The sequence below is a fragment of the Nocardia sp. NPDC059180 genome, assembly GCF_042754945.1.
In the GTDB taxonomy this organism is placed as follows: Bacteria; Actinomycetota; Actinomycetes; order Mycobacteriales; family Mycobacteriaceae; genus Nocardia.
On sequence record NZ_JBHZBU010000002.1, the window covers coordinates 485,342 to 504,634 of the forward strand.

General features: G+C 68.6%; 19 protein-coding genes. 7 read left to right on the forward strand and 12 right to left on the reverse strand.

What is annotated here, in order from left to right; translation table 11 throughout:
- Positions 1 to 69 precede the first annotated feature (69 nt).
- From ACFXNW_RS08225 to ACFXNW_RS08240, 4 genes are all read left to right on the forward strand, one after another.
- Entirely contained in the window at positions 70 to 705 is a 636-nt protein-coding gene (locus ACFXNW_RS08225; RefSeq protein ID WP_379416935.1) for a precorrin-8X methylmutase, read from the forward strand.
- On the forward strand, positions 702 to 2,423 hold the full coding sequence (gene cobJ / locus ACFXNW_RS08230) for a precorrin-3B C(17)-methyltransferase (RefSeq protein ID WP_379416936.1): 1,722 nt from the start codon (positions 702 to 704) through the stop codon (positions 2,421 to 2,423). The genes ACFXNW_RS08225 and cobJ overlap by 4 nt, the downstream gene beginning before the upstream one ends.
- A 164-nt stretch (positions 2,424 to 2,587) precedes the next feature.
- A complete protein-coding gene (locus tag ACFXNW_RS08235; RefSeq protein WP_379416937.1) occupies positions 2,588 to 3,199 on the forward strand; it encodes a PadR family transcriptional regulator in 612 nt (203 codons plus the stop codon).
- Between the two features lie 71 nt (positions 3,200 to 3,270).
- The gene (locus ACFXNW_RS08240) at positions 3,271 to 3,915 is read left to right on the forward strand and encodes a dihydrofolate reductase family protein (RefSeq protein ID WP_379416938.1); all 645 of its coding nucleotides are present in this window, start codon (positions 3,271 to 3,273) and stop codon (positions 3,913 to 3,915) included.
- 12 nt (positions 3,916 to 3,927) lie between these two features.
- Here ACFXNW_RS08240 and ACFXNW_RS08245 read toward each other — a convergent pair whose 3' ends face one another.
- From ACFXNW_RS08245 to ACFXNW_RS08260, 4 genes are all read right to left on the reverse strand, one after another.
- The gene (locus tag ACFXNW_RS08245; RefSeq protein ID WP_379417350.1) at positions 3,928 to 4,674 is read right to left on the reverse strand and encodes a cobalt-precorrin-6A reductase; all 747 of its coding nucleotides are present in this window, start codon (positions 4,672 to 4,674) and stop codon (positions 3,928 to 3,930) included.
- Entirely contained in the window at positions 4,671 to 5,294 is a 624-nt protein-coding gene (locus ACFXNW_RS08250) for a hypothetical protein (protein ID WP_379416939.1), read from the reverse strand. Before ACFXNW_RS08250 ends, ACFXNW_RS08245 begins: the two co-directional genes overlap by 4 nt.
- Before the next feature lie 110 nt (positions 5,295 to 5,404).
- A complete protein-coding gene (gene cbiE / locus ACFXNW_RS08255) occupies positions 5,405 to 6,667 on the reverse strand; it encodes a precorrin-6y C5,15-methyltransferase (decarboxylating) subunit CbiE (RefSeq protein WP_379416940.1) in 1,263 nt (420 codons plus the stop codon).
- Between the two features lie 16 nt (positions 6,668 to 6,683).
- A complete protein-coding gene (locus tag ACFXNW_RS08260) occupies positions 6,684 to 7,448 on the reverse strand; it encodes an SDR family NAD(P)-dependent oxidoreductase (RefSeq protein WP_379416941.1) in 765 nt (254 codons plus the stop codon).
- Positions 7,449 to 7,694: 246 nt separating this feature from the next.
- Here ACFXNW_RS08260 and ACFXNW_RS08265 point away from each other — a divergent pair, with 246 nt between their 5' ends.
- Entirely contained in the window at positions 7,695 to 8,102 is a 408-nt protein-coding gene (locus ACFXNW_RS08265; protein WP_379416942.1) for a PPOX class F420-dependent oxidoreductase, read from the forward strand.
- A gap of 67 nt (positions 8,103 to 8,169) precedes the next feature.
- On the opposite strand, the gene ACFXNW_RS08270 is transcribed toward ACFXNW_RS08265, so the two are convergent.
- Complete coding sequence (locus ACFXNW_RS08270; protein ID WP_379416943.1) at positions 8,170 to 9,297, reverse strand: M24 family metallopeptidase; 1,128 nt, start codon at positions 9,295 to 9,297, stop codon at positions 8,170 to 8,172.
- A gap of 233 nt (positions 9,298 to 9,530) precedes the next feature.
- On the opposite strand from ACFXNW_RS08270, the gene ACFXNW_RS08275 reads away from it, so the two are divergent.
- On the forward strand, positions 9,531 to 10,502 hold the full coding sequence (locus ACFXNW_RS08275) for a 5'-3' exonuclease H3TH domain-containing protein (protein WP_379416944.1): 972 nt from the start codon (positions 9,531 to 9,533) through the stop codon (positions 10,500 to 10,502).
- Between the two features lie 293 nt (positions 10,503 to 10,795).
- On the opposite strand, the gene ACFXNW_RS08280 is transcribed toward ACFXNW_RS08275, so the two are convergent.
- From ACFXNW_RS08280 to ACFXNW_RS08310, 7 genes are all read right to left on the reverse strand, one after another.
- Complete coding sequence (locus tag ACFXNW_RS08280; protein ID WP_379416945.1) at positions 10,796 to 11,566, reverse strand: DUF4333 domain-containing protein; 771 nt, start codon at positions 11,564 to 11,566, stop codon at positions 10,796 to 10,798.
- 77 nt (positions 11,567 to 11,643) lie between these two features.
- Positions 11,644 to 14,346, reverse strand: a complete 2,703-nt coding sequence (locus tag ACFXNW_RS08285) for a DEAD/DEAH box helicase (protein WP_379416946.1) — start codon at positions 14,344 to 14,346, stop codon at positions 11,644 to 11,646.
- Positions 14,347 to 14,349: 3 nt separating this feature from the next.
- Positions 14,350 to 15,321 (reverse strand): twin-arginine translocase subunit TatC, encoded by a 972-nt coding sequence (gene tatC / locus ACFXNW_RS08290; RefSeq protein WP_379416947.1) that lies wholly within the window; start codon positions 15,319 to 15,321, stop codon positions 14,350 to 14,352.
- A 123-nt stretch (positions 15,322 to 15,444) separates the two neighbouring features.
- A complete protein-coding gene (gene tatA / locus ACFXNW_RS08295; RefSeq protein WP_379416948.1) occupies positions 15,445 to 15,711 on the reverse strand; it encodes a Sec-independent protein translocase subunit TatA in 267 nt (88 codons plus the stop codon).
- A gap of 106 nt (positions 15,712 to 15,817) precedes the next feature.
- Positions 15,818 to 16,846, reverse strand: a complete 1,029-nt coding sequence (locus tag ACFXNW_RS08300; protein ID WP_379416949.1) for a 2-dehydropantoate 2-reductase — start codon at positions 16,844 to 16,846, stop codon at positions 15,818 to 15,820.
- The gene (locus ACFXNW_RS08305; RefSeq protein ID WP_379416950.1) at positions 16,843 to 17,814 is read right to left on the reverse strand and encodes a helix-turn-helix transcriptional regulator; all 972 of its coding nucleotides are present in this window, start codon (positions 17,812 to 17,814) and stop codon (positions 16,843 to 16,845) included. Before ACFXNW_RS08305 ends, ACFXNW_RS08300 begins: the two co-directional genes overlap by 4 nt.
- 70 nt (positions 17,815 to 17,884) lie before the next feature.
- Positions 17,885 to 18,880, reverse strand: coding sequence for a helix-turn-helix transcriptional regulator (locus ACFXNW_RS08310; protein ID WP_379416951.1), 996 nt, complete (start codon positions 18,878 to 18,880; stop codon positions 17,885 to 17,887).
- Between the two features lie 101 nt (positions 18,881 to 18,981).
- Here ACFXNW_RS08310 and ACFXNW_RS08315 point away from each other — a divergent pair, with 101 nt between their 5' ends.
- Positions 18,982 to 19,278: an MTH1187 family thiamine-binding protein gene (locus ACFXNW_RS08315; protein WP_379416952.1), complete on the forward strand. Its 297-nt coding sequence runs from the start codon at positions 18,982 to 18,984 to the stop codon at positions 19,276 to 19,278.
- Positions 19,279 to 19,293: the final 15 nt, after the last annotated feature.

Consider the following 19,293-nt stretch of genomic DNA (forward strand, 5'->3'; position numbering starts at 1 on the left):
ACCGAGCGGAGACCAGCCTGGTCGACCCGCGGCGATACCAGCTACTACCCGGGTCATAGGCTGAGCGGCATGTCCGACGTGCGTGCCAGTTATCTCACCGACGCGGCCGAGATCTATCGGCGGTCGTTCGCCACGATCCGTGCCGAGGCGGATCTGAGCGGGTTTCCGCCGGATGTCGCGCAGGTGGTGGTGCGGATGATCCACGGATGTGGGCAGGTCGATTTGGCGGGGGACGTCGCGTTCACGCCGGGCGTGGTGGCTGCGGCGCGAGCCGCGCTGCGGGCGGGTGCGCCGATCCTGTGTGATGCGAACATGGTCGCGTCGGGGGTGACGCGTAAGCGGCTGCCCGCCGATAACGAGGTGCTGTGTTTGCTGGCCGATCCGAGGGTGCCGGAGCTGGCGCAGCGACTGGGCACCACACGCTCGGCGGCGGCGCTCGAGCTGTGGGCCGAGCGGCTCGACGGCGCGGTGGTCGCGATCGGTAACGCCCCCACCGCACTGTTCCATCTGCTCGACATGCTGGACGCCGGCGCGCCACGTCCGGCCGCGGTGCTGGGTATCCCGGTCGGTTTCGTCGGCGCGGTCGAGTCCAAGGACGCGTTGATCGAGGCGGGGGGCGTCGACTACCTGACCGTGCGCGGCAGGCGCGGCGGCAGCGCCATCACCGCCTCGGCACTGAATGCGATTGCGAGCGAACAGGAATGACCGCACTCGGCAAACTGTGGGGTATCGGGCTCGGCCCCGGCGATCCGGAACTGGTGACGGTGAAGGCGGCGCGGATCATCGGCGCGGCCGATGTGATCGCCTTTCACAGCGCACGACACGGGCGCAGCATCTCCCGCGCCATCGCCGCGCCGTATATGCGGGCAGACCAGCTCGAAGAGCACCTGGTGTACCCGGTGACCACCGAGACCACCGACCATCCCGGCGGCTACCAGGGCGCCATCGACGAGTTCTACGAGCAGGCCGCCGAACGGCTGGCGCGACATCTCGCCGCCGGACGGACCGTCGCCCTGCTCGCGGCTGGAGACCCGCTGTTCTACAGCTCCTATATGCATATGCACCGGCGGCTGGCCGACCGGTTCGAGGCCGAGATCATTCCCGGCATCACCTCGGTGAGCGCGGCGTCGGCGGCGCTGGGTACCCCGCTGGTCGAGGGCGAGCAGGTGCTGACCGTGTTGCCAGGCACGATGCCGGTCGACGAGCTGACCCACCGTCTGCGTGAGGCCGACGCTGCGGCCGTCATGAAGTTGGGCCGCACGTATCCGGCGGTGCGGCAGGCCCTGTCGGATTCCGGCCGGTTGGCCGATGCGTACTACATCGAGCGGGCGAGCACTGGACGCCAGCGGGTGCTGGCCGCCGCCGATGTCGCCGATGACGAGGTTCCCTACTTCGCGATCACCATCGTGCCGGGGCCGGAACCAACCACCCCGCTGCGGATCAGCTCGCCGACCGAAAGCAGCTCGACCGCAGCGCATTCGGCGGTCGACCCGGGAGCTCTCGGAACCGGCTCCGCCGGCACAGGCATGGCAGGGCCCGCGACCGGCAACGGACAGACCGACGGCGAACGATCCACGAAGACGTCCGCCGTCACTGCAGGCAACACCGCCCAGCCTGTGCTCGACGGCAGTGCACTCGACCAACTCGCACCTGCCACGGTGCCCGGGTGCCCTGCTGCTATCGGCGAAGTTGTCGTGGTCGGACTGGGCCCCGGCGCGACCGTATGGACGACACCCGAAGTCGATCGTGCACTCGCCGACGCCACCGACCTCGTCGGATACACCACCTACGTGGATCGCGTCCCGGTCCGGGCAGGCCAGCGCAGGCATGCCAGCGATAACCGGGTCGAATCCGAGCGCGCGGCAATGGCATTGGATCTGGCCAAGCACGGCGCGCGCGTCGCGGTGGTCTCTTCGGGCGATCCGGGTGTGTTCGCGATGGCCGCCGCGGTGCTCGAGGAATCCGCCGAGCCGCAGTGGAAAGGCGTGCCGGTGCGGGTGCTGCCCGGCGTCACGGCCGCGAATGCTGTGGCAAGCCGCGTCGGCGCACCGCTCGGCCACGACTACGCGATGATCTCGCTGTCGGATCGGCTCAAGCCGTGGGATGTGGTCGCGCGACGTCTGTCCGCGGCCGCCGCGGCCGATATGGCCATCGCCATCTACAACCCCGCCTCGAGCCAACGCACCTGGCAGGTCGCGGCCATGCGGGAACTACTGCTCGAGCATCGCACGCCGCTGACGCCGGTCGTGATCGGCCGCGATGTCGGCGGCCCGACCGAATCCGTGCGCGTGGTCTCCCTCGCCGACCTCGATCCGAGTGAGGTCGATATGCGGACTCTGCTCATTATCGGCGCCTCGACCACCGCGGTGGTCGAGGCCGAAGACGGACCCCGCGTGTATACCTCGCGTCGATACGGCCACTGAGCCCGCGATCGTCTCCCGCCTCGGCGAGGCCCTCTTCGGAGGGCATGCACAACATCGGCAGGGTCGGCGGCCTCCAGGGTGCGACACGACAGCCGTGACCGCACCGGGCGTGGAGCAGCAGGCGAGTAGACTCGTCAACATTCCACTATGGAGTGTCGTTGACGATGGGAGCGCAGGTGGCGGACCGCACGAACAGACGCCCATTGAATTCCACGGCCGCCTCATTGCTGGGCTTCCTGCACGAGGGCCCCATGTCGGGCTGGGATCTGGTGAATCTGGCCCAGGAGCGGATCGGCGATTTCTGGACCATCACCCAGAGTCAGGTCTACCGCGAACTCACCGCCATGGACGCGGCGGGCCTTGTCGAGAAGGGGCAGACCGGAGCCCGCGAACGCACGCCGTACCAGATCACAAACGAAGGCCGGGCCGCGTTCCGGGAGTGGATCGCGCGCGACCCCGGCGCGGAAACGATCCGAGTACCACTGCTGCTGACAATGTCGTTCGGCGATCATCTCGACCCCACGCACCTGGACCAGATCATCACCGCAGGCCGCGAAGTCCACCAGAAACGCCTGGACGGCTACCTCCGCGAAGACTGCACCACCATGCGCCCCCACCAGCACGCCACCCTCGAATTCGGCATCGCCTACGAACGCGCCGTCCTCGACTGGTTCGACCGCCTCCCCGCCCTCCTCGCCCGCGACTCCGCCAAGGCACCCGATACCGGCGTGGTCGTCGAGGTTCGGCCGCCGGGATCCGGGGCGGATCCGGCGTAACTGGTTGCATTATGAGATCGGTCTGGGTAGATTCCTAACTGCTTGCATATTGCAACCAGAAAGGGTTTTCGATGACGCAGATCGTCCGGGTTCAGAACTTCAGCATTTCCCGTGATGGGTACGGTGCCGGGGAGGGGCAGAGCCTCGAGCGGCCGTTCGGGAGTGCGAATCCAGCCGATTTCATCTCGTGGGCCGGGGCTACCGCGCACTGGGTGAACCGGACCGACCCCGGCGGGAGCTACGGTCTCGATGACTACATCACTCGTGACTGGGCGAACAACATCGGCGCCGAGATCATGGGGCGCAACAAGTTCGGCCCACAGCGGGGGCCGTGGGAGAACTACGAATGGCAGGGGTGGTGGGGCGAGGAACCTCCGTTCCGCACACCGGTATTCGTGCTCACCCATCACGAGCGGCCATCGTTCACGCTGGCCGACACCACATTCCATTTCCTCGACGCGTCACCGAAAGAAGCCCTGGCGCGCGCATTCGAGGCCGCCGACGGCAAGGACGTGCGGATCGGTGGTGGCGTCGCGACGGTCCGGGAGTTCCTCGACGCCGATCTCATCGACCAGATGCATGTGGCGGTCGCGCCCATCGAACTCGGTGGCGGCGAACGGTTGTGGTCGAGCCCCGAGGAACTGACCGATCGATTTCATCTCGAGCAGGTCCCGAGCCCCAGCGGGGTGGTGCACCACTTCTTCTGGCGACGGTGAGCGGGCACGCGCTCAACTGCGTGTCACGTCCCGACGCAGCCAGTCCATCGCCTCCGCAACAGTGGAAACAACGGCTGTTCCCTCCGGTACCGCGGGTCGGTCGATCATCACCACCGCAAGCCCCGCGTCACGCGCGGCGGTGAGTTTCGCGGCGGTATCAGCGCCGCCACTGTCCTTGGTCACCAGCACGTCGATGCGATGCTCGGCTAGGAGATCGGCTTCGGCCTCGACGGTGAAGGGCCCACGGGCCAGCAGGAGTTCATAGTGGGGCGGCAGCGCCGATTCCGGCGGGTCGATGGCGCGAATGAGGAACCACTGCGCGGTGTGGCCGGCGAACGCGCCGACGCCTTGGCGGCCGATCGTGAGGAACACCCGCTCCCCCAGGTCGCCGACACGCGCGGCCGCGGCGGCAAGGTCGGGGACGCGAATCCAGTTGTCCCCCGGCACCGCCGACCAGCCGGGGCGACTGAGCCGCACCAACGGAACATCGGCGGCTCGGCAGGCGATCGCCGCATTGCCGGTGATCGTGTCGGCGAACGGATGAGTCGCGTCGACAACAGCGGTGATCCGGTGCCCGACCAACCAGTCCCGCAGACCCTGCGCCCCACCGAAACCACCGATACGAACTTCGCCCGAGGGCAGAACGGGTTCACGAACGCGTCCGGCGAGCGAGGAGACGATATCGAATCCTCGCTCGCCGGAAGCGATGCGGGCCAGTTCCCAGGCCTGCCGGGTTCCGCCCAGAATCAGGATGTTCAGGGCTGGCCGCTGAAGTAGGCCAGGCCCGCGTTCAGCAACTCCGGACCACCCGCGACCGCGAGGCCGATGATGGCACCGAGCACGGCACCCGGCAGGATGCCGACCCCGAAGAACAGGATGCCGACTGCGGCGCCGATCAGACCGCCGACGAGCGCGCCGAGCGAGGCGCGCTGCAGTTCGGCCATGAACCAGCCCTGCGCCGAAATGGCTTCGGCCTGGGTCGGGGCCGCCGCGGTCGGGGTGACCTGCGGGGTCAGGGTGAGCTTGGTGTTGTCGGCGTCGAGGGTCGCGGCGATCTCCACCGGCTGCCCCTTGGCGGTGGCGGTCAGCGGGATCGTGGTGACGACGGCGCCGTCGGAGTTCTTCAACGTCACCGTCTTGTCGTCGGTGTCGAGGCTGAACTTGCCACCGGACACGCTGGTAACCAGCGACTTACCGGCCTCGGCGAGTTCGAGGGTGTAGTCCACGCCCTGGTCTTCGCCGGTGACCGTTGGCACCGCGGTGCTCTGGTCCTGCGAGGCGGGCGGGGTGGGTGCCGGAGCGGCGTAGGAGGTGCCTGCGGCGACACCGGTGGCGGCGACGGCGAGCAGCGCGGTGGCGGCGAACTTCTTGTACTTCATGTAACTCCCCGGTCAGGAACTGGGTTTTTCCGATCATGATCGGAACTCGGACCAGACCCTACCCGCTGGAAAGGTCCTGTTTCACCCGTGGGCAACGACCGGATCTGTGCTCAGTTCGCGCCCTTGACCACCGTCCACTGCACCACCGGCAACTGTGGCCGCCATGCGGTGAACCCACCCAGTGACTCCGCGCGGTAGATCTGGAATTTGCGCAGTTCACCGCCGTGCACGGCGACCAGCCCGACCAGCATCGCCTCGGACTCGGCGGTGACGGCATTGGCCACCAGCCGCCCACCCTGGCGCAGATGCGACCAGCATGTCTCGAAAACGCCGTCTTGGGTGAGGCCGCCGCCGAGGAAGATCGCATCGGGAGCCGGGCCGACAGAGCCACCCAGTTCGGCGCGCACCTCGCCCCTGATCTCGATCCGGATGGCGCCGAGTGCCGCGGCGTTCTCGGCGATCCGCTGCCGCCGGCGTTCGATTCGTTCGAAGCTGACCGCCCGGCAGGTGGGGTCGGTGCGGCACCATTCGATGGCGATGCTGCCCGAACCACCGCCGACATCCCACAGCAGTTCACCCGGCGCGGGCGCCAGGGCACTCACGGTCAGGGCGCGGACCTCGGATTTGGTGAGCTGGCCGTCCTCGCCGAACAGCGCGTCGGGCAGCCCGGGCAGCCGTGTGGTCCGGGGACGCCCGGTATCCGCGAGAGCCTCGATGGCGACGATGTTGAGCGGGTCGGCGCTGCCGTTCCACGTCGCCGCCGTCGCCGATACGATCCGCTCGGCCGGGCCCCCGAGCTGTTCGAGAACCGTCAGCTCAGAAGCGCTGAAACCGTTGCGGCTCAGCAGGTTCGCGATCACCGCCGGGGTGCCGCCGTCCTCGCTGAGCACGAGGACTCGACGGCGATCGGCCAGTTCCGGCAACAGATTCGCCGGTGACCGGCCGACCACGGAGACAACCGGGATCTCGGCGAGCGGCCAACCGAGCCGGGCACACGCCAGCGATGCCGACGATGGTTGCGGAAGTACCCGCAGCGCCTGCGGGCCCACGAGTTTCGCCAGTGTCACACCGATGCCGTAGAACATGGGGTCGCCACTGGCCAGTACGCACACGCGCTCGGCGGCATGTTCACGCAGCAGATCAGCGAGTGAGGGCAGCAAGGGTGAGGGCCAGCAGACCCGCCGGGCGGCGACTTCGCCGGGGACGAGCGCGAGCTGCCGCGCCGAGCCCATCAGTACCCCGCACCCCGTGACAGCGTCGCGCGCTGCCGCTCCCAGTCCACTCCATCCCTCGGCGCCGATGCCGACGACCGCGATCGGGGTACCAGGCCACTGTGCGGGCTCTTCCGCCGCGCCCTCGACTCGCGCGTTCACTCGCGCACTCCGAGGTTCATCGAGGCATCCGGCGCCAGATCGGCCGGGGCATCAGCCGGAACGCGACGAAGACGAGCCGCAAGATGCCCGGAACCACGACCCGCCCGGCTCGCCGGTGCAGACCCGCCACAACCGCGTCGGCGACCTCGCCGGGCGTGATGGAGAACGGGGCCGACTCCATGCCTTCGGTCATTCGCCCGATGACGAACCCCGAACGAACCAGCAGCAGATGCACACCGGTGCCGTGGAGCGCGTCACCGAGACCGTTGGCGAATCCGTCGAGAGCTGCCTTCGCCGAACCGTAGACATAGTTCGCCCGCCGCACCCGCACCCCGGCAATCGAGCTGAACACCACGATCTGTCCGCTGTCCTGCTCCCGCAGCATGTTGGCCAGCACGGTGAGCACGCTGACCTGCGCGCTGAAGTCGGTGTGCACTACCGCAAGCGCGTGGGCCGGGTCGCGTTCGGCGCGGGCCTGGTCGCCGAGAATGCCGAAGGCCACGACCACCACACCGAGTGGGCCGTGTTCGGCGGCCACCTTCTCCAGCAGCGCGGGGTGACTCGCGGTGTCATCGGCATCGAACTCGACGCAATGTACGGCTGCCGCCCCCGCCGCTTCGACGGCGGCCGACTCCGCGGCCAGCTCCCCGCTGCGCCGGGCTGCGAGCACGACAGTCCGCCCGGGCGCCACCCGCCGCGCGATCTCGAGTCCGATCTCGCTGCGCCCACCGAGCACCAGCACCGTCCCCGCATCGAGCTCTCGCGCACCACGCAATCCCATGCGCTCATCCTGTCATCCGGTCGGCGGGGCCGGTAATCAGCGATGCGGTCGGACCGCGAGGCCTCCGATACAACAGATCTGGCAGATCCTGGCCGCACCCCCGCTGCCTCCCGGCGGCCAGGCCCGCACCGCCGACCTCGCCGGGCCGCCGATCCCCACCGCGCCCGACGACCCGTCGCCGTGGCGCCGAGCACGTTCGGTAGACGCGGTGGTGGACGCAACTCCCCCACTCGCTACCGTCGACGCATGCCGATCGATGCTGCTGTCGAACTCTCCCCCGCTGCCGCCGAGTTCGTGACCGAGCGGCACCTGGCGACCCTGTCCACCCTGCGCGTCGACGGGACACCACACGTGGTGGCCGTCGGATTCACCTGGGACGCGGCGGCCGGGGTCGCGCGGATCATCGCCGACGGCAAGTCGGTCAAGGTGCGCAATGCCCGCCGGTCCGGGTACGCGGCGGTCAGCCAGGTCGACGGGGCACGTTGGCTGACGCTCGAAGGCCCGGCAACGGTCCTCGACGATCCGGACAGCGTCGCCGATGCGGTGCAGCGCTACGCGGGCCGGTACCGGGTGCCGCGGGAGAACCCGACGCGTGTCGTGATCGCGATCCAGGTGCGCCGGGCCATGTCGAGCAGTACCCTCACCGCGCGCTGATCGCGGGCGGTCTGACGCCCTGGCTGCCATCGGCAACCAGCGAGGCGGCACACGCCGCCTGGTGCGCTCAGAGCACCGTCAGACCGTGCGGACGTTGGTTCATCGACTCGCAGCCGTCCTCGGTGACGACCACGATGTCCTCGATGCGCGCACCCCACTCGCCACGGAAATAGATGCCCGGCTCGACGCTGAACGCCATCCCCTGCCGCAACTCCAGCTTGTTGCCTTCGACGATGTAGGGCTCCTCGTGCACCGACAGGCCTATGCCGTGCCCGGTGCGGTGCACGAACGCATCGCCCAATCCTGCCGCCTTCAACGGTTCTCTGGCAGCGGCGTCCACCGATTCGGCGCTCACGCCCGGGCGCACGGCCGCCACCGCCGCGGCCTGTGCGTCTTCCAGTTCGGTGTAGCGGGTGGCCACCTCGGAGCGGGGCTCGCCCAAGACGTAGGTGCGGGTGCAGTCGGAGTTGTAGCCGGTAGCGATCGGGCCGCCGATATCGATGACGACCACGTCGCCCTGCTGCAGGCGCCGCTCCGATTCCATGTGATGCGGGATCGCGCCGTTCGGACCACTGCCGACGATGACGAACTCGGCCTCGGTATGGCCTTCGGCCACGATCGCCTTGCGGATGTCCGCGGCGACCTCGGCTTCGGTGCGGCCGGGCAGCAGCCACTCGCCCATCCTGGCGTGCACGCGGTCGATCGCGTCGCCTGCCTCGCGCAGGGCCTCGATCTCCGCGGCGTCCTTGATCATGCGCAGTTCGCGCAGCACGGGCGTCGCCGAGACCGGAAGGCCGCTGAAGGATTCGGCCAGCGGCAGCAGGTGCAGGGCGGGCATCGAGTCGGTGACCGCGACGCGGGAGCCGACGTGCAGTGCTGATTTCACGATTTGGTACGGGTCGATACCGTCGACCCAGTCGCTGACCTGCAGACCGAGGTCCGACACCGCGGAGCCGTCGAGGAAGGCGAGCTCCAATTTCGGTATCACCACCGACGGTGTGCTCTTGTCGGCTGGGATGACCAGGCAGGTCAGCCGCTCGAACGAGTCCGCCGCGGAGCCGATCAGATAGCGCAGGTCGGGCCCGGGGGTGATGAGCAGCGCGTCCAGATGAGCGGCGTGCATCAGCTGCACCGTGCGCTCGAGCCGGTCGGCATAGACGTCCCCCGCGAATCGTGAATCCGTGTGCGAGCTCATACCGGTCGACGTTACCCGTAGGACGCGATGCCCGGATCGACTCCGCCCGTTCCGTAGTTGTTGCTCGGATCGACGTATCCGGCACCGGCGCCATCGCCAGTTCCCGGCGACCGGCCTGCCGGGTAGTTGCCCGCCCGACCGAGACCGCACCCGCGCTGCTGCCCGCATCGAACGCATCCGGCACCCGGGCGTTTTCCGTCGGCGCTGTCGGCCCCGGCGGGTAACCTCGCCCCGTGACGTCTGCCGCTCCCGACACCGGACCACTGCTGCTGCTCGACGGGGCCAGCCTGTGGTTCCGCGCCTTCCACGCGATCCCCGAGAAGATCACCGCACCCGACGGCCGGTCGGTGAACGCGGTGCGCGGCTTCACCGATATGGTCGCCGCGCTCATTACTCGGCACTCTCCCAGCAGGCTCGTGGTGTGCCTGGATCTGGATTGGCGGCCGCAGTTCCGGGTGGATCTGGTGCCCACGTACAAGTCCCACCGCCTCGATACTTCGGCGGAGGCCGCACCCGGCGCGGAGGAGGTGCCGGATCGGCTGACCCCGCAAGTGGCCATGATTCTCGAGGTGCTGGCGGCGGCCGGGATCGCCACCGGCGGTGCCGAGGGACTCGAGGCCGACGATGTGCTCGGCACGCTCGCCTCCCAGGAACAGACCGACGACGTCGTCGTGGTGAGCGGCGACCGCGACCTACTCCAACTGGTGCGCGACACCCCCACGCCGCTGGTCCGGGTGCTCTACGTGGGCCGCGGCCTGGCCAAGGCGGAACTGTTCGGCCCCGCCGAGGTATCCGCGAAATACGTTGTGCCGCTGGAGAACGCGGGCCCCGCCTACGCCGATATGGCCACGTTGCGCGGCGACGCCTCCGACGGCCTGCCCGGTGTCGCGGGCATCGGCGAAAAGTCGGCGTCCACCCTCATCACCCGGTTCGGCTCACTCGACGCGTTGCGAGCCGCCGTCGACGATCCCGCCGCCGACCTCGCTCAGGGCGTCCGCGCCAAACTCCGTGCCGCCGAGGACTATTTGACCGCTGCGGCTCCCGTGGTCCGCGTGGTCCGAGACGCCGACGTCGCCCTCTCCCGCTCAGACGTCCTCCCCACCACCCCCGCCGACCCCGACCGCCTGCGCGAACTGGCCCTCACCTACAACGCCGAAAGCCCCGTCACCCGGCTCGTCACCGCGATGGCCGCGCCGCGTTCCTGAATCAGCGCCCGGTGACGCGCGGGCATCGTCGTGATGATCGGTTGATGCGCTGCCGTCCATCCGGGCGCTCCCACAGCATCGGCTACCGCTCACCGAGGAGTGGCAGCAGAACGGAATCGCCGACATCGACTGGCCGTTCGTACGGACCATGCCGATGCCGGCGATCTACCGACTGGAATTCGATCCGGGCGGCGCAGTGATTGCCGCGGGCCCCGGGCTCTGAGGCGACGACAACCGCCGACGGACCGTGCACCGGGCGAGCCCGCCGACGATGCAGGCTGCCCGGTTGAGGATCAGCTCGGGCGGCCGACCTCGTAGGTGCCGTCGTCCTTGGTGATCTTGACGCTGACCTTCTTCGCCTCGCCGCTGACCTTCAGGTCGCAGCTGAAGGTGGCGTCGACCTTGACTTCCTGACCGGCCGGGCACGAGACGTCGCTGACGTCTTCGATGCCGTAGGACTCCGAGAGCACCTTCTGCACACCGGACTGCACGGCCGCCTGGTCGAGTTCGTCCTTGGCGGTCAGCAGCAGGATCAGCGCGACGATGCCGCCGACGATCGCCACGCCGAGCACGGCGAGGCCGATGATCAGGCCCTTGCTCTTACCGCCGCCACTGCCGCCCTGCTGGGGCTGCTGCGGCTGGTTCGGGTTCCACTGCTGCTGGCCCTGCTGACCCCAGTCCTGCTGCGGCTGCTGCTGTCCCCACTGCTGCTGGGGTTGCTGCTGCGGCTGACCCCACTGCTGCTGCGGCTGCTGCTGGGGTTGCGCCCACGGCTGGCTCTGCGGCTGGCTCGGCTGCTGAGGTTGCTGCGGCTGCTGACCCCACGGCTGCTGGGGCTGGTTGGGCTGCTGGGGCTGGTTGGGCTGCTGCCCCCACTGCTGCTGCGACGCCTGCTCGCCACCACCCCACTGCTGGGTGGGCTGTGCCGCGGACGGCTGCTGGCCGCCCCACTGTTGGGTGGGCCCGGCCCCGCCGGGCGCCTGCTGTCCGCCCCAGTGCTGGGTGGGATCGTTGCGTCCCTCCCCGGGACCAGGGGCGTCGTTCGGTCCGTACGGGCCGCTCATCTGGTTGCCTCCACTCGCATCGGTACACACACGGTAGCCCCCCGCGTGCGAAAGAAATCAAATCACAAACGCTTCTGTCACGCGGCGTCCACCGCGACGACACCCCGCCGGATCGCCCGCACCGCCTTCGCCGCGGTGGCCGCGACCTCCGTATCGTCGGCAACGCTGTGGATCTGGTCGAGCAGGTCGATGACCTGACGGCACCAGCGCACGAAATCGCCTGCCGACAACGGTGAACCCTGGTCACCGCTGGCGAGCAACGACTCGGCCAACCCGTCGCCGCGGGCCCAGGTGTGGATACCGGTGACGAATCCGAGGTCCGGTTCGCGGGTGGGCGCGAGTTTGTGCCTGGCTTCATCGGTCCGCAACTGCGACCACACCGCGACAGTGGCGCCGACCGCTCTTCGCACCGGCTCCGTCGGCCCGGACGCGCCGAGGTATCCGCCCTCCTGGCGTGATTCGTAGACCAGGATCGACACCACGGCCGCCAGTTCGGCAGGCCCCATTCCGCGCCACAGCCCCTGGCGCAGGCATTCGGCGACCAATAGATCGCTTTCAGCGTAGATCCTGGCGAGTCGGCGGCCGTCCGTGGTGACCTCGCCCTCGTGCACGAAACCGCGTTCTTCCAGCAGTCCGAGGATCCGGTCGAAGGTGCGTGCCAGCGAGTTCGTCGTCGCGGCAACCTTCTGGCGCATGGTGTCGGTTTCCCGGGTCAGCCGTGCATAGCGTTCGCCGATGCGGCTGAGCTGCTCGCGGTCGGGTCTGCTGTGCGCGGGATGGGCACGCAGGCTGCGCCGCAAGGTGGCCAGTTCCCGGTCGTCGGCGGCGCGGGAGCGTTGACCGCGACGCTGCCTGCCGGGTGCCGCGATGCCGGTGCTGCGCAACGCGGAGGCAAGATCGCGGCGGGTGCGGGCGGTGCGGTGATCGACCCGGCGCGGCAACCGCATATGGCCGAGTGCCTGGGCGGGGACAGGGAAATCGGCGACCGAGATCCGTCCGGCCCACTTGTCCTCGGTGAGCACGAGGGGACGCGGGTCGCCGGGAGTGGCGTCGGCTTCCAGGATCACCGCGAGCCCCGCGCGGCGCCCGGACGGAATCGCGACGACGTCGCCGCGCCGCAACGAGGTCAGCGCAGCGACCGCCGCACCGCGCCGATCGGTCCTGCCCTGCAGCTCGATCTGACGTTCGCGCTGCTTGATCCGCTCCCGCAGCGAGAAGTACTCGAAGAAATCGCCCTCCACCCCACCGAGCTGTCCGGCGAGTTTGCGCAACTGGTTCTCGTTGCGTTCGATGCCACGGACCAACCCGACCACCGAGCGGTCGGCCTGGAACTGCGCGAACGACCGCTCCAGCAGTGCCCGCGCCTCGTCGGCACCCATTCGATCGATCAGGTTGATCGACATGTTGTAGCCGGGCCGGAACGAGCTGCGCAGCGGGTAGGTGCGGGTGGAGGCCAGACCGGCCACCGCGCTGGTGTCGACCTCCGGCTGCCACAGCACCACCGCGTGGCCTTCGACGTCGATGCCGCGACGTCCGGCGCGGCCGGTGAGCTGGGTGTACTCACCGGGGGTGAGTTCGGCGTGGGATTCGCCGTTGAACTTGACCAGCCGTTCCAGCACGACGGTGCGGGCGGGCATGTTGATGCCGAGCGCGAGCGTCTCGGTGGCGAACACCGCGCGCACCAGCCCGTTGACGAACAGCTCTTCCACGGTGTGCCGGAACGCGGGCAGCATGCCCGCATGGTGCGCGGCGAGCCCGCGATGCAGCGCCTCGCGCCACTCCCAGTAGCCCAGCACCTCGAGATCGGCCTTGGGCAGCTCGCCGGTGTGCTTTTCGATGATCGCGTCGACCCGGTCCTGATCTTCGTCTCGGCTCAGATCCAGCCGCGACCGCAGGCATTGCGCCAGCGCGCCGTCGCAGCCTGCCCGGCTGAAGATGAATGTGATGGCCGGCAGCAATGCTTCTTCGTCCAGCTTGGCCAGCACCTCGGGGCGTGGCAGCGGCCGGAAGTCGCGGCGCCCGCCGCCACGCCCGCGCGGGCCGCTACCCCAGTTGTTCATCCGGTCGGCGCTCTCGCGGTGGCGGATGTAGCGGACCAGGTCTTCGTCGACGAGCACTTTCTGCTCGGAGGAATTGCTGTCGAACAGATCGAACATGCGCCGGCCGACCATGACGTGCTGCCACAGCGGGACCGGGCGGGTCTCGTCCACCACGACGGCGGTATCGCCGCGCACGGTCTCCATCCACGCACCGAACTCTTCGGCATTGGACACCGTGGCCGACAGGCTGACCAGCCGCACTTCCGGCGACAGGTGCAGGATGACCTCTTCCCACACCGCGCCGCGGAAGCGGTCGGCCAGGTAGTGCACCTCGTCCATGACCACATAGGACAGTCCGTACAGCGAGTCCGAGGACGCATAGAGCATGTTGCGCAAGACCTCGGTGGTCATGACCACGATCGGGGCGCGAGAGTTGATCGACTGGTCACCGGTCAGCAGCCCGACCTTGTCGCGGCCGTAGCGCGCGGTGAGATCGGCGAACTTCTGGTTCGACAGCGCTTTGATCGGTGTGGTGTAGAAGCATTTGCCGCCGGTAGCCAGCGCCAGGTGTACCGCGAACTCACCGACGACGGTTTTGCCCGCGCCGGTGGGTGCGCACACCAGGACGCTGTGCCCGTCTTCGAGGGCGCGGCATGCCTGCTGCTGAAAGGGGTCCAGCCGGAAGGTCAGATCGGCGGAAAAGCTGTCCAGCTCCCCCGTCAGCGACCGATTCTGTGTCACGCGTCAGAGAGTATCGGAGTAGTCCGACACCGGGCGGGTGCTTTTCTCCGGGGGCGCCACGGGCTCCGCGCCGACGATGGGATCGGCGGATCCGACGGAATCGGGACCGGACAACGTCGAGGCCTGCTCGTCGTCGAGCTCGCCCCAGCCCTCCGCGCGTTCGCGCCTGGCCCGGCGTGCGTCGTTGATCCGCGCGAACTGGACGGCCACCTCGAACAGCACCGTCAACGCCAGCGCGAGCGCGAGCATGGAGAACGGGTCCTGCGGGGTGACGATGGCGGCGAAGACGAACAGTCCGAAGATGATGCCGCGCCGCCAGGCCTTGAGCCGGACGTAGGTCAGCACGCCGATCAGGTTGAGCCCGATGATCAGCAGCGGCGTCTCGAAACTGACACCGAAGATCACCAGCAGCTGCATGATGAAACTGAAGTACTCCGAACCGCTCAACGCGGTGATCTGCACGTTGTCGCCGATGGAGAGCAGGAAGCTCAACGCGTGCGCGATCACCACATAGGCCAGCACCGCACCGGTAACGAACAGCACCGAACCGCAGGCGACGAAGCCGATCGCGTACTTGCGTTCCTTGGCGTACAGGCCTGGGGTGATGAACGCCCAGAGCTGGTACAGCCACACCGGGCAGGCCATCACGATGCCCGCGGTCATACCCACCTTCAACCGGAGCATGAACTGCTCGAACGGTGCGGTGGCCAGCAGGCGACATTCGCCGTCCGGGGTCAACGAGGCCCGCGCCTCCGACGGCAACCCACAGTAGGGTCCGCGCAGGATCTCGCCGAGGCTTTCGATGCCGAGGAAGGAATGCGCGTACCAGAGGAAACCGAGCACCGTGGTGACCAGGACCGCGGCGATCGAGATCAGCAGCCGGGTACGCAGCTCATGGAGATGCTCGACCAACGACATGGTGCCGTCGGGATTGGTCCTGCGCCTGCTGCGCCGGGGGTCGAACGGAATTCGCATGGTGTGTGTGGTTGCCCTTGTGCTCGCGTGCCCGGACCGCTCACCGCCGACGCCGAGCGATGGCCGGACGCCAACAGCAAAATACCCGGAGTGAGTCCGAACTCACTCCGGTCGGCGCGTTGGTCAGAGCGTTTTCGACTCGGTGCGCGGCTGGTCGGCGGGCGCCGGGTTCGCGGCCTGTCCGGACGGGAGCTGCTGAGCGGGGGCGGCAGGTGCGGCCGAGGAGGCGGCGGAGTTGCCGCCCTCGTTCTGCATCTGGCTGACCTCGCTCTTGAAGATCCGCAGCGATCGACCGAGGCTGCGGGCCGCGTCGGGCATCCGTTTCGCGCCGAAGAACATCACGAAGACCACCGCGATGATCAGCCAGTGCCAGATGCTCAGACTGCCCATGTTCTACCTCCAAAGACTGTGATAGCACCGATGCTACCGGACCATGACGTGGGCGAACCCGCCCGTAGGCACCCGTTGGCCTGGCGTTCAACCAGCTCGGCGTCGGTCATTCGGCGCTCTGGGCGGCCGCTTCACGCAATTGCCCGAGCAACTGCGGCCCACTCCAGCGACGATCGTCACCCTGCTCGGCGGCCAGGATCAGTTCGATGAGCCGCTGGTTCACCGGTGTCGGCCGCCCGACCATCGCACCGAGGCTGACGATTTCGCCGCACAGCCAAGAGATTTCGGTACGGCGACCGGCGGCGAGGTCATCGGCCATCGACGAGCGCGCCATCGGGTCCACGGCCAGCACCCGTCCGGCCACCCGCTCGAACACCGCGTCGGGGACGGTGAGCAACCGGGCCATCAGCGACGGCGGCAGCGCGGTCAGCCGGGCCGGCTGAATTCGCGCGCTGTTCATCACATCGAGCGCTTCGCGCTGGGCGAGCGCGAGGCAGCGCCGGTAGTCGCGCTGAGCGAGTTCGGTCCGCAGCGGCAGGCCCGACAGCGCGTTGACCGGGTTGTTCAGGTTCAGCAGCAGCTTGGCCCACTGCACCGGCAGCAGGTCGGCATGCCGGTCAAGGGGCAGACCCGCGCGATGGAAGTGCTCGGAGAAGCGGTCGAGCGCCGGATCGTCGTGGACGGCGATGACGCCGTCGGTGCCGCGGTGGAAGTGGCCGTTGCCGTGCTGGACGACGTTGAACATCACCATGCCCGCCAGCACCACGCTGCCGGACAGCACGGTGCGGATCACGCCGTCGTTGCCGATGCCGTTCTGCAGGCTCAGGACCACAGTCCCGGGCCGGAGCTTGCCGTACAGGCTGTGCGCGGCATCGCCGGTCGCACCGGATTTCACCGTGACCAGCACCAGATCGGCGGATTCGGCGCCCTCCGGTTCGGTCGCGACGGCGAATCGGTCGGCGGCCACGGTCACCGATCCGCCATCGAGATCGGTCAGCCGCAGGCCGGAGGCACTGATCTGGTCGAGTAGCGGACGTCTGCCGACGAAGGTCACCTCCGCGCCCGCCGCTGCCAGCTTCCCGCCGACAAAGGTTCCGATACTGCCGGCGCCGAGCACCATGACCCGATTCGTCAAGCCGGTCCTGCCTCCTCATAACCTGCTTCGTCGTATGCGGCCAGTGCCGCGTTCGACCGTTCGCGCACCGCGGCCACCAGTTCCGGCGGCCCGAGGACGGTGACCCCTGACCCGAAGCCGAGTAGCAGCCGCGCCATCCAGTCCAGCGTCGCGAACCGCATGGTCGCCTCCAGGCTGCCGTCGGCGTGCACGGCCAGCCGCTGGATCGGGTACTGGTCCAGGACCCAGCCGTAGTCGCCGCGGATCCGCAAACGCGCCAGCGGGAGCGCCGGATCGTCCTGGAACAGGTCGAGCGCGGCATCGTCGGCGGCATCACTGGGCGGACGGGCAGCCTCGTCGAGCTCGGTGGCAGCCTCGATCCGGTCGAACCGGAACAGGCGCACCCCCTCGGCTTGACGGCACCAGGCTTGCAGGTAGCTGTTGTTGTCGACGAGCACGATCCGGACCGGGTCGACGATGCGTTCGGAGACCACATCGCGGCTGGCCGAGTAATACACCAGCCGCAATGCGTGCCGGGCCGCCAGCGCCGCCCGCACGGTCGCCACAGCCGGCGCTTCCACGGGCCGGGGCACACCAGCGGCCTCGGGTGCGGCGCCGGAGATGGCGGCTTCGATCTTGGCGATCGCCGAGTGGGCGGCACTCGGGTCGACCATGCCCGGTGTGTCCACGATCGAACGCAGCGCCACCAGCAGTGCGGTGGCCTCGGTGGAGGTCAGGCGCAGCGGACGATCGATACCCGCGGAGAAGGTGACGTCGATGCTCTCCTCGGAGAACGAGAGGTCGATCAGATCACCGGGGCCATAACCGGGCAGACCGCACATCCACAGCTGATTCAAATCACTCATCAGCTGTTTGGTGGTCACACCGAGGTCGGCGGCGGCCTCGGCGGCGCTGATCCCTGGATGGGCCATCAGGTACGGGACCATGTTCAGCAGCCGCGACAGCCGCACCGACAACCGGCTGCTCATGCTGCCTCCTCCTGGCATGATCGGACGCCCTGCGTGGTGACGAACGCTCCCGCCTTCGGGCGCTGAACCCTCATGCCGTGACCTCCGTGTGGTCGAAGACCGACCGCAGCCGGGCCACGACATCCTCACGCAGGTCACGCGGGGCAAACACCACCGCATCGGGGCCGAGACCGGTGATCAACCGAGCGATCCAGTCGCGCGAGCGCACCGGAACCTCGATGACGGTGCCGGTGCGACCTCCGATGGTGCGAGAACCGCCCGCGACACCCAGTCGGCGCAGTTCCCGACCGCGGCCGTCGGCCACCCAGATCGTCGCCGAACCGGACACCGGGACGGTGCCGGTCACCCTGGTGACGATCTCACGCAGATCGACGTCGTCGGGTTTGCGCACCGCGTTGCGCGGACCGTACGGGGTGATCTCGTCGCCGATGCGCGAGAGCCGGAAGGTGCGGGTGGCATTACGTTCGCGATCATGGCCGACCAGATACCAGCGGCCGTGATGGGTCACCACGCCCCACGGCTCCACATCGCGCATGAGGTACGGCGCGTTGACGGCGCCGCGATGCTCGAACCGCACCGCCTGCCCGGCGTCGACGGCAGCGAGCAGTTTGCCGAGCACCGGTTCGGACCCGCGGGTTCGCGCAGGCACCGCGGGCACCGAGGCCAGGCCCGCGTCGGTTTCCACGTGGATGCCCGCGGCGCGCAGTTTGAGCAGCGCGCCCTCAGCCGCGGCGGCCAGTTCCGGCGATTCCCACATCTGCACCGCCACGGCGACGGCTGCCGCTTCAGCGCTGGTCAGGTCGATATCGGGGAGTTCGTAGGCGTCCCGGTTGATCCGGTAACCCTCGACGGTGGAGAACCGGCTCACCGGCCCCACCTCGAGCGGGATGCCGAGGTCGCGCAGTTCGTTCTTATCGCGTTCGAACATCCGGCTGAATGCTTCGTCGCTGACCGAGTCCTCGTATCCCGCGACGCTGTCCCTGATCCGCTCGGCGGTGAGGAACTGCCGGGTCGACAGCAGGGCGATGACCAGATTCATCAACCGCTCGACCTTGGATATCGCCACTCGAACAGGGTAATGCGCCGCGCGGTGTGGTGTTGCGGCGGCGCACGGGTTACCCGTTTGGCAGTGTGGAATAACCACGCACCCGATCCGAGGAGCCGACCATGATCATCGCGTTCTCCGTCACCCCGCTGGGCGCCGGTGTGGATGTGGGCCGGGCTGTTGCCGAGGCGGTGCGGGTGGTGCGCGCGAGCGGACTGCCCAACCGCACCGACGCCATGTTCACCACGATCGAGGGCGAATGGGACGAGGTGATGGCGGTGGTCAAGCAGGCGACCGACGTGATTCTCGACGTGGCACCACGATGCAGCCTGGTACTGAAGGCCGATATCCGGCCGGGAGTCACCGATGCGATGACGTCGAAGGTCGAGACGGTGGAGCGTCATCTCGCCGGCGACTGAACGCCGCCGGCGAGC

Excerpts from the sequence above, each read along its gene's own strand:
- ACFXNW_RS08225 (WP_379416935.1), top strand. The coding sequence starts at position 70 with ATGTCCGACGTGCGTGCCAGTTATCTCACCGACGCGGCCGAGATCTAT.
- cobJ (WP_379416936.1), top strand. The coding sequence starts at position 702 with ATGACCGCACTCGGCAAACTGTGGGGTATCGGGCTCGGCCCCGGCGAT.
- ACFXNW_RS08235 (WP_379416937.1), top strand. The coding sequence starts at position 2,588 with ATGGGAGCGCAGGTGGCGGACCGCACGAACAGACGCCCATTGAATTCC.
- ACFXNW_RS08240 (WP_379416938.1), top strand. The coding sequence starts at position 3,271 with ATGACGCAGATCGTCCGGGTTCAGAACTTCAGCATTTCCCGTGATGGG.
- ACFXNW_RS08250 (WP_379416939.1), bottom strand. The coding sequence starts at position 5,294 with ATGAAGTACAAGAAGTTCGCCGCCACCGCGCTGCTCGCCGTCGCCGCC.
- ACFXNW_RS08260 (WP_379416941.1), bottom strand. The coding sequence starts at position 7,448 with ATGGGATTGCGTGGTGCGCGAGAGCTCGATGCGGGGACGGTGCTGGTG.
- ACFXNW_RS08265 (WP_379416942.1), top strand. The coding sequence starts at position 7,695 with ATGCCGATCGATGCTGCTGTCGAACTCTCCCCCGCTGCCGCCGAGTTC.
- ACFXNW_RS08270 (WP_379416943.1), bottom strand. The coding sequence starts at position 9,297 with ATGAGCTCGCACACGGATTCACGATTCGCGGGGGACGTCTATGCCGAC.
- ACFXNW_RS08280 (WP_379416945.1), bottom strand. The coding sequence starts at position 11,566 with ATGAGCGGCCCGTACGGACCGAACGACGCCCCTGGTCCCGGGGAGGGA.
- tatC (WP_379416947.1), bottom strand. The coding sequence starts at position 15,321 with ATGCGAATTCCGTTCGACCCCCGGCGCAGCAGGCGCAGGACCAATCCC.
- tatA (WP_379416948.1), bottom strand. The coding sequence starts at position 15,711 with ATGGGCAGTCTGAGCATCTGGCACTGGCTGATCATCGCGGTGGTCTTC.
- ACFXNW_RS08305 (WP_379416950.1), bottom strand. The coding sequence starts at position 17,814 with ATGAGCAGCCGGTTGTCGGTGCGGCTGTCGCGGCTGCTGAACATGGTC.
- ACFXNW_RS08315 (WP_379416952.1), top strand. The coding sequence starts at position 18,982 with ATGATCATCGCGTTCTCCGTCACCCCGCTGGGCGCCGGTGTGGATGTG.